General features: G+C 68.2%; 10 protein-coding genes. 3 read left to right on the forward strand and 7 right to left on the reverse strand.

Translation table 11 applies throughout. The features are described 5' to 3' along the window. Window positions 1-137, forward strand: a 137-nt coding sequence (locus SJ20_RS11920) for an integrase core domain-containing protein (RefSeq protein ID WP_165577062.1), incomplete at its 5' end; no start/stop codon positions are given. On the opposite strand, the gene SJ20_RS10930 is transcribed toward SJ20_RS11920, so the two are convergent. The 6 genes from SJ20_RS10930 to SJ20_RS12240 all read right to left on the reverse strand — a co-directional run bounded on the left by SJ20_RS10930 (window position 90) and on the right by SJ20_RS12240 (window position 2,922). Then, entirely contained in the window at window positions 90-374 is a 285-nt protein-coding gene (locus SJ20_RS10930; RefSeq protein WP_044659926.1) for a hypothetical protein, read from the reverse strand. The genes SJ20_RS11920 and SJ20_RS10930 overlap by 48 nt on opposite strands. 180 nt (window positions 375-554) lie before the next feature. Beyond that, window positions 555-1,373 carry a CPBP family intramembrane glutamic endopeptidase gene (locus tag SJ20_RS10935; RefSeq protein ID WP_235281300.1) on the reverse strand — a complete coding sequence of 273 codons (819 nt, stop codon included), beginning with the start codon at window positions 1,371-1,373 and terminating at the stop codon, window positions 555-557. Between the two features lie 19 nt (window positions 1,374-1,392). Beyond that, window positions 1,393-1,797 carry a hypothetical protein gene (locus tag SJ20_RS10940; protein ID WP_044659928.1) on the reverse strand — a complete coding sequence of 135 codons (405 nt, stop codon included), beginning with the start codon at window positions 1,795-1,797 and terminating at the stop codon, window positions 1,393-1,395. Between the two features lie 48 nt (window positions 1,798-1,845). Next, window positions 1,846-2,373: a hypothetical protein gene (locus SJ20_RS10945; protein WP_044659929.1), complete on the reverse strand. Its 528-nt coding sequence runs from the start codon at window positions 2,371-2,373 to the stop codon at window positions 1,846-1,848. Beyond that, window positions 2,361-2,702 (reverse strand): hypothetical protein, encoded by a 342-nt coding sequence (locus SJ20_RS10950; protein WP_131661513.1) that lies wholly within the window; start codon window positions 2,700-2,702, stop codon window positions 2,361-2,363. Before SJ20_RS10950 ends, SJ20_RS10945 begins: the two co-directional genes overlap by 13 nt. A gap of 52 nt (window positions 2,703-2,754) precedes the next feature. Further along, window positions 2,755-2,922 carry a sodium-dependent bicarbonate transport family permease gene (locus SJ20_RS12240; protein ID WP_235281301.1) on the reverse strand — a complete coding sequence of 56 codons (168 nt, stop codon included), beginning with the start codon at window positions 2,920-2,922 and terminating at the stop codon, window positions 2,755-2,757. A 111-nt stretch (window positions 2,923-3,033) separates the two neighbouring features. On the opposite strand from SJ20_RS12240, the gene SJ20_RS10955 reads away from it, so the two are divergent. Both SJ20_RS10955 and SJ20_RS12280 read left to right on the forward strand, forming a co-directional pair. After that, window positions 3,034-5,772, forward strand: a complete 2,739-nt coding sequence (locus SJ20_RS10955; RefSeq protein ID WP_044659931.1) for a cation-translocating P-type ATPase — start codon at window positions 3,034-3,036, stop codon at window positions 5,770-5,772. 308 nt (window positions 5,773-6,080) lie between these two features. Next, on the forward strand, window positions 6,081-6,443 hold the full coding sequence (locus SJ20_RS12280; RefSeq protein ID WP_044659932.1) for a glycosyltransferase: 363 nt from the start codon (window positions 6,081-6,083) through the stop codon (window positions 6,441-6,443). 116 nt (window positions 6,444-6,559) lie between these two features. Here SJ20_RS12280 and SJ20_RS12045 read toward each other — a convergent pair. Beyond that, the coding region (locus SJ20_RS12045; RefSeq protein ID WP_044659933.1) for a hypothetical protein at window positions 6,560-7,136 on the reverse strand (577 nt) is incomplete at its 5' end.

Consider the following 7,136-nt stretch of genomic DNA (forward strand, 5'->3'; position numbering starts at 1 on the left):
AGCAAGCTCGGCGTGAGGCCCTGGCGGTGTGGGTGAACCACTACAACTATCATCGGCCTCATACCTCCTGCGCAGAGGCTCCTCCGGCCTCACTGGCCCCAGCGCGAGTCAACAACGTCATGCCCTCCTACAGCTAGGGCTGCCTGCGCCTCCCGCTTGGCCGTGCGGACGTTCGCGGAATGGCCGTGCTGGATCGTGCCGTCCTCGTGGACGACATGCCAGATGCGGCCCGGGGTGTACCGCTCGCCCCACCGGGCGCGCCGCGCCTGGTTCTGCAACGACTCCACCTCGATGGCGGCCACCATGTCGGCGTTGTAGCCGTTCACGCCGCCCTCGTAGTCCTCCCACTCGATGACTTCCGCGTAGGCGCTCACGGGCGGGCCTCCCCGACTGGCGGAGAGGCAGTATTCCGGGTTGCGTTATTCCTGGTGCGAACCGTTGTCGCAGGAGGAGTCCGGCGCGGAGTATTGGCACCGATCCGCGTAGCAGTCCCTTCACCAGGCCACGCTTGGTGCGACTCCGCAGCTATCAGCTCAATTCTGCGGAACGCCAAATCAGCTCGCCCGGAAGGTTGGGCCTGTGACGGTGAGGGGTGTTGTTGCGGGATCGTCGCCGCGTGTTCGCCAGAGTAGCCAGGCGGCGAGGACGCCTTGCAGGATGACGATGGCGCTGATGGTGGAGGCGATGATCCCGGCGGACTGGTCGGCTGCGGTGAGCAGATCGAACCCGGCGTGCCAGATCAGCACGGGGATGATGCTCCACGCCGCCCTCGCAGTAATCCAGGACAGCAGGAGCGATCCGGCGACCAAAGCGATCATCCACCCGATGAGGCTCCACCCCATCTGCATGTAAGTGGGGTTGAAGAAGAACGCCGGCAGGTGCCAGCAGATCCAGACCCCCGCGACTACCAGCGCCGCGGTCAGCACGCTCATCCGACGAGCCAGATGGGGAAGCAGCCAGCCCCGCCATCCTGCTTCTTCACCGAGACCGAAGGTGAGCGTCCACACCAGCGCGACGGCGGCCGCGTTCATGCCGGGGAGTTTGTCGGTGAGCCCGAGCCGGGACAGGTCGGGCCAGGTGCCGGTCACGGCCCAGGCTGTGACGTACCCGATCACCCCGTACGCGAGCGGCATCCCGACCGCCGCAGCCCACCAGATCGGCGGGAACCGGACAGAGAACGCCCGCCGCACCCACACCCGCAGCTCGAGGAACCCTCCCGCGGACAGGGTCGCCGCAACCGCACCCAGGAGCGGGCCGAAGGAGGCAAGGAAGAACTGGTACGGCATCACGCTCAGCGCACTGCCGGTCTGTGCGTTCAGCAGCAGGGGAAGCCAGAGCAACCAGGTGACCCCGAACGAGACGATGAGGAACACCGGCAACGGTGCACGCAGCCTACGCATCCGTCCGCACCCGATCTCGCGGTGTCACGGCGGCAGCTGCAAGGAGAAGGATGCCAGGTCCGAGGTAATACAGGCCGAGCCCGAGGGCCGTAAGCACACTCCAGAAGAGCACGAGGATTCCCGCGATCCAGGTGACCGCCCGAACCGGGCGGCCGGTGCACTCAAGGACCAACACGGTCGTTCCCGCCACCGCAGGAACCCCGACGAGAACCAGCGAGAGCTCGCCGCTGTCCTGCCACGCTGGCACCAGCAGGACGACCGAAAGGGTTGTCGCGGCCAGTGCCGTGACGATGCGGACTGTGGCTGCCGCCTGGCGGCGCCGACTCGCCTCGGCACGAGCAGGGATCGCGGCGATGGCCAGCGCGGCGACGGCAAGTACGCCGACCAACACGATCATCGCCCCAGCTGGCCTCCTGTGCGAGAGGGACCTGCGCGCCGTGCTGACCTAAGGTGTGTGATGCCTCTTCACTCGAAGGACGATCGTGGCGCCGATCACAACGGCGACGCCGGCACCGAGTGCGATGGCGAGAGCGGTGAAACCGCCCGCGCTGGAGGAGATGCCCGCGCCGATCAGCGCGTAGCACGCCGCGGCCGCGAACCACGCCGAGCCGGCCGTAATCACGACGAACAAGACAGCGACCCCCGCGGCGGCAGCGATGACGAGCAGCTGCCATGTCGTTCCCCACACGCCTTCGATGGGGGCGCCGGCGGCTTGGAGGACGGTGGCGATGTTGACGAAGAACGCCATCGACGTCCACCCCGCGTACAGCCCCTGCGACAGGTACAGGACGACCCGGTCTACCCGCTTCCATGTGGCGATCTCGTCCCGCGCGGCGGTGATCCGCCGCCACGCGACGAAGTGCGCGGTGACGATGAAAACGAACACGACCAGGGTGAGCGGGAACGATTGGCCGAGCGCCGCCGCGGACAGCCAGAGCGCGAAGCCCGCGTAGACGCAGCTCAGCGGCACCACGAGGCGGTCTCGCAGCGGGGAGGTGCGGACGGACGGATCTGCAGGATCGCCCACAACACACTGGCGGCGATGATGACACCCCAGATCGCGAACATCGGCCCGGGCGGGACCAGCGGGGAGAACTGCACCCCGGACTGCAGCTCGGTGGGTGACCACAGGTCAAACACGACGGTGGAAACGATCTGACCAATCGCGAAGACGAGGACGATCGCCCGTCCGGCGAACACCCTTTTCGCGGAGGGAGCGCGGTGGGTCTGCTGCCGGGTGGTAATGCGGGTCTCCCTAGGGGAATCGACGACGGGTCCGGGTGACGGGGTGAGTGTTGTCACCGTGCCACCTGTTCGGCGAGCCAGGTCAGCAGCGGGACACCGAGGACGAGATTCAGGGGGAAGGTGATGCCAATGCTGCGGTCAGCGACAGGGCGACGTTCGCGTCGGGAAGGGCGAGGCGGACCGCGGCGGTAGCGGCGATGTAGGACGCGCTCCCACAGAGCGCCTCGAGGACCACCGCACCACCGATGCCCATTCCGGTGAGGGATCCGGCGATCACGCCGAGGGTTCCGGCAGCCAGCGGGAAGAGCAGCGCGAATACGATCAGTCCGGTCCGCCGTCCGGAAGGATCTCCCGCGGGAGTTTGCGAAGTGAGCAGTACCCTGAGTGCATGAGCACTCCGACCTCGACCGTGCCGGAAATCTCGACTGCGTGGTGGTCGCTGGAGCCCGGAGCGGTCGCCGCCGATCTCGGCACCGACGCCGAGCAGGGCCTCGCCGCGGCCGAGGCTGCCCGACGGCTCTCGGCAGCCGGTCCCAACGCCCTCGTCAGCGCGCCGCCGCCGAGCGCGCTCAAGATCGCTCTCCTGCAGCTCGCCGAGCTGATGACCCTCATGCTCATCGCCGTCGCGGTGGTGTCGCTGCTGATCGGCCAGGTGTCGACGGCGATCATCGTCGGGGTGCTGGTCGCGTTCAACGTTGTGCAAGGCACTCGGCAGGAGCTCAAGGCGCGCCGCAGCGTCGACGCGCTGGCGAAGCTGCAGACGCCGCAGGCTCGCGTGCTGCGCGACGGGCGGATCGTGCTCGTGGATGCGACCGCCCTGGTGCCCGGCGACATCGTCGATCTCGAGGCCGGCGACCTCGTGCCCGCCGACGGGCGGATCGTGCGCTCCGCGACCCTCGAGACGCAGGAGTCGGCCCTCACGGGCGAGTCGCTGCCGATCGAGAAGGGTCGCACCGCGAATGCGCCGGGCGCCGCCCTCGCCGACCGGACGGCGATGCTCTTCCAGAACACGTCCGTCACACGCGGCACCGCGCGCATGATCGTCGTCGAGACCGGCATGCGCACCGAGGTCGGGCGCATCGCGACGCTGCTCTCGTCGGTGTCGAACAAGCGCTCGCCTCTGCAGCGCGAGCTCGATGGCCTCACCCGCGTCATCGGCATCGTGGCGTGGCTCGCCGTCATCGTCATCATCGTGATCGGCGCGCTGCGCGGGCAGGAGCTCAGCGAGCTGCTCTTCCTCGGCACGGCGGTCGCGATCTCGGCGATCCCGACGGGCCTGCCGACGTTCGTCCAGAGCCTGCTGTCCTGGGGCGCGACGCACCTCGCGAAGGAGAAGGCGATCGTCGCGAGCCTCGCCGACGTCGAGACCCTGGGCGCGACGAGCGCCATCTGCTCCGACAAGACCGGCACGCTGACGCTCAACGAGATGACCGTGCGCACGGTGTGGTTCGGCGGCCAGCGCTACCAGGTGACAGGAGGCGGCTACTCGTTCGACGGCAAAGTGCTCCACGCCGCGGGCGAGCCCGTCGAGGCGAACCGCGTGGGCATGGCGGTATCGCTGCCGAACGATGCGACCGTCTCGCCGGAGGGCGCCGTCGTCGGCGACCCCACGGAGGCTGCGCTCATCGTGCTCGCCGCGAAGTTCGGCGTCGACGCCGACGCGACGAGACGCGACCACCCGCGCATCGCGGAGGTGCCATTCGACTCCGAGTACAAGTTCATGGCGACGTTCCACCACTTCACCCTCGACGGCGAAGAGCGCATCCTCGAGTTCGTCAAGGGCGCGCCCGACATCATCGTGGGGCGCTGCGCGGCCCGCTACTCGACCGACGGCACGAAGTCCCCGATCGACCCCGCGGAGGTCACGGGGGTCCTGGAGGAGATGAGCTCGAGCGGCCTGCGCACGCTCGCGATCGGCATGCGCGTCCTCGATCCGGCGGACGAGGCATCCATCGTCGCCGACCCGATGTCGTACGTGACCGGCCTCGACCTCATCGGCGTCGTCGGGATCGTCGACCCCCTGCGGCCGTCGTCGAAGGTGGCCGTCGACATCGCCCAGCGCGCCGGCATCGAGGTGCGCATGATCACGGGCGACCACGCCGTGACGGCGGGCGCGATCGGCAAGGAGCTCGGTCTCGGCGCCGGCGCGATCAGCGGCGCCGATCTGCACAAGCTCGACGACACCGAGCTGCTCGGCGACCTGCCCGACCTGCACGTGTTCGGGCGCGTGACCCCGCAGGACAAGCTGCGCCTCGTGCAGCTGCTGCAGTCGCAGGGCGAGATCGTCGCGATGACGGGGGATGCCGTCAACGACGCCGCCGCCATCAAACAGGCCGACGTCGGTGTCGCCATGGGCTCGGGCTCGGAGGTGACGAAGCAAGCGGCGAAGCTCGTCCTCACCGACGACAACTTCGCAACGCTCGTGCGGGCGGTCGAACTCGGCCGCGTCGTCTATGACAAAATCACGTCATACCTGCGCTTCCAGATGTCGCAGCTCGTGTCGCTGTTGCTGCTGTTCCTCGCGGCATCCGCTTTCAACATCGCCGACGGCGTCGCGCTCACCCCCGGCATGGTGCTGTTCCTCAACTTCTTCGTGACGCTGTTCGCCGTCTTCGCGATCGCCGCCGACGCGCAGCCCCCGGGGATCATGGACCGCCCGCCCCGCAACCCGAAGCTCGGCGTCGCGAACGGCGGAGCCCTCGCCGAATGGGGGCTCTACGGCTTCGCGATCTTCCTCGCCTCGTGGATCCCGCTCGTCTGGGGGCCCGACGAGCCGAGTCCGACCGAGCCGTCGCACGCCATGACGATGGCCTACGTCGTGGTCGGCCTCGGCACCGTCATCAGCGCCGTGCTCATGCGCCGCTCCCCCGAGACCGGGCTCGCCGCACCGATCGCCGCCGTCGCGAAGCTGCTCGTCTGGCCCGTCGTCATCATCGTGCTGTCGACCGAGATCTCGTTCCTGCAGAACGTCGTTGGCGCCACCTCGCTGACAGGTGCGGAGTGGCTGATGTGCTTGGGCCTGCTGGTCCTCGTCACCGGGTTCGTCGAAGGCCACAAATGGACCCTCCGTCGCATCAGCCAAAACAGGTCTGCGAGGGCGGCCAGCCCTTCGGAGCCTGCAAGGTGAAAGGTCCCACCGGATGCGCTGGTGAGAATTGCTGTGGACGGCTTGACCCACCAAGGCGAGCGTCGCGCCTCAGCCTCCGCGGGGGCGCGCACGACATGGAATATCGGTGACTTACTGGGCACTGTGAACACGCTGCGTTCAGAGTGTTTCCTTCGGCCGGCGAGGGCGCCGCCCCTCAGACGAAACGATCGAGTCGTCGGGAACTTCCGACTACCCAACCGGGATTCGGTGCAAGATTGGCTGCATGATGGTGAGCGAATGACGACGCAGGGTACGCCCTCACCCCCGGGGACAGCGCTGACCCGGACGTGTTCACCATCGACTCCGTCCCACACTCCTGGCTGTTCCCCCGCGTCGCCGCAACCGTGCACCACGGTGGGGCCGGGACAACCGGCGCCGCCCTCGCCGCCGGGGTCCCCACCATCGTGGTCCCCTTCGGCGCCGACCAACCCTTCTGGGCCAGACGCGCCCACGAGCTCGGAGTCTCTCCCGCCCCCATCGCCCGAACGAGACTGACCGCGGACCGGCTCGCTGAAGCCATGGACACCGCGCTCACCAACGCACGAATGGAGCAACGTGCCTCCGAGCTCGCCACCGTCTTTGGCGAAGAAGCCGGCACCCCAACCGCCCTCGACATCATCGAGAGCGCGGCCAGCAAGCAGCGACGCTAGGACTCCCTCGCTCAACCGCGGGTGACCGTCCGCCCACCCCCGGTTGCGGGCTCCATGTGTCCGTGTAGTCGCGGCTGAACTGCTCCAGGGTGGTCGCCGGACGGCTGGTCAGTTCATTACAGCAAGCCTTCGCGCGTTGGAGTGCGTGCTCTCGCGACGATGTATTCGACGCTGTCGCGTTGCGCGAACTGCGCCCAGCGGCCGGCGGCCTGCGCTGTGATTCCCACCTGCGTCGCCACCACAGCGGCGGGGAGGTCGCTGGTGAGAGCGAGCATGGCGTAGTTCCGGGCGATCCGCGGACTGACCCCGGCCCGCGCCATCCACCGCCCCAGGGTCGTGGGATGGATCGGTTCGTGATGCCGCCGAGGAGACACGAAGAGATATGAGCCTTCGCTGTCCCGGCGCAGCGCACGCGGATCGCGCTCGGCATCAGCGACGAGCCGTGCGAGGAGCCCCGCAACCGGGCTCGGGATCTCAATGGGCTCTGCCGCTAGCGTAAGGTATGTTCGTTCTCCCACTGTGCTGGTGTCGGCGGTGGTCAGTCGGTGGATGCGGTCGATTCGGGCGCCGTAGAGGAGTACAAGCAGCGCGGCAACTCTCGTCGTGAGGTTCGCCGTCTCGTCCGATCCGGCTATGAAGCTGCGAATCAGAGCGTGATGCTCCTCCGCGTCAGTTGAGTCCCGGATAGTGGTG

This window comes from Micrococcus sp. MS-ASIII-49 (genome assembly GCF_000946635.1).
In the GTDB taxonomy this organism is placed as follows: domain Bacteria; phylum Actinomycetota; class Actinomycetes; order Actinomycetales; family Micrococcaceae; genus Micrococcus; species Micrococcus luteus.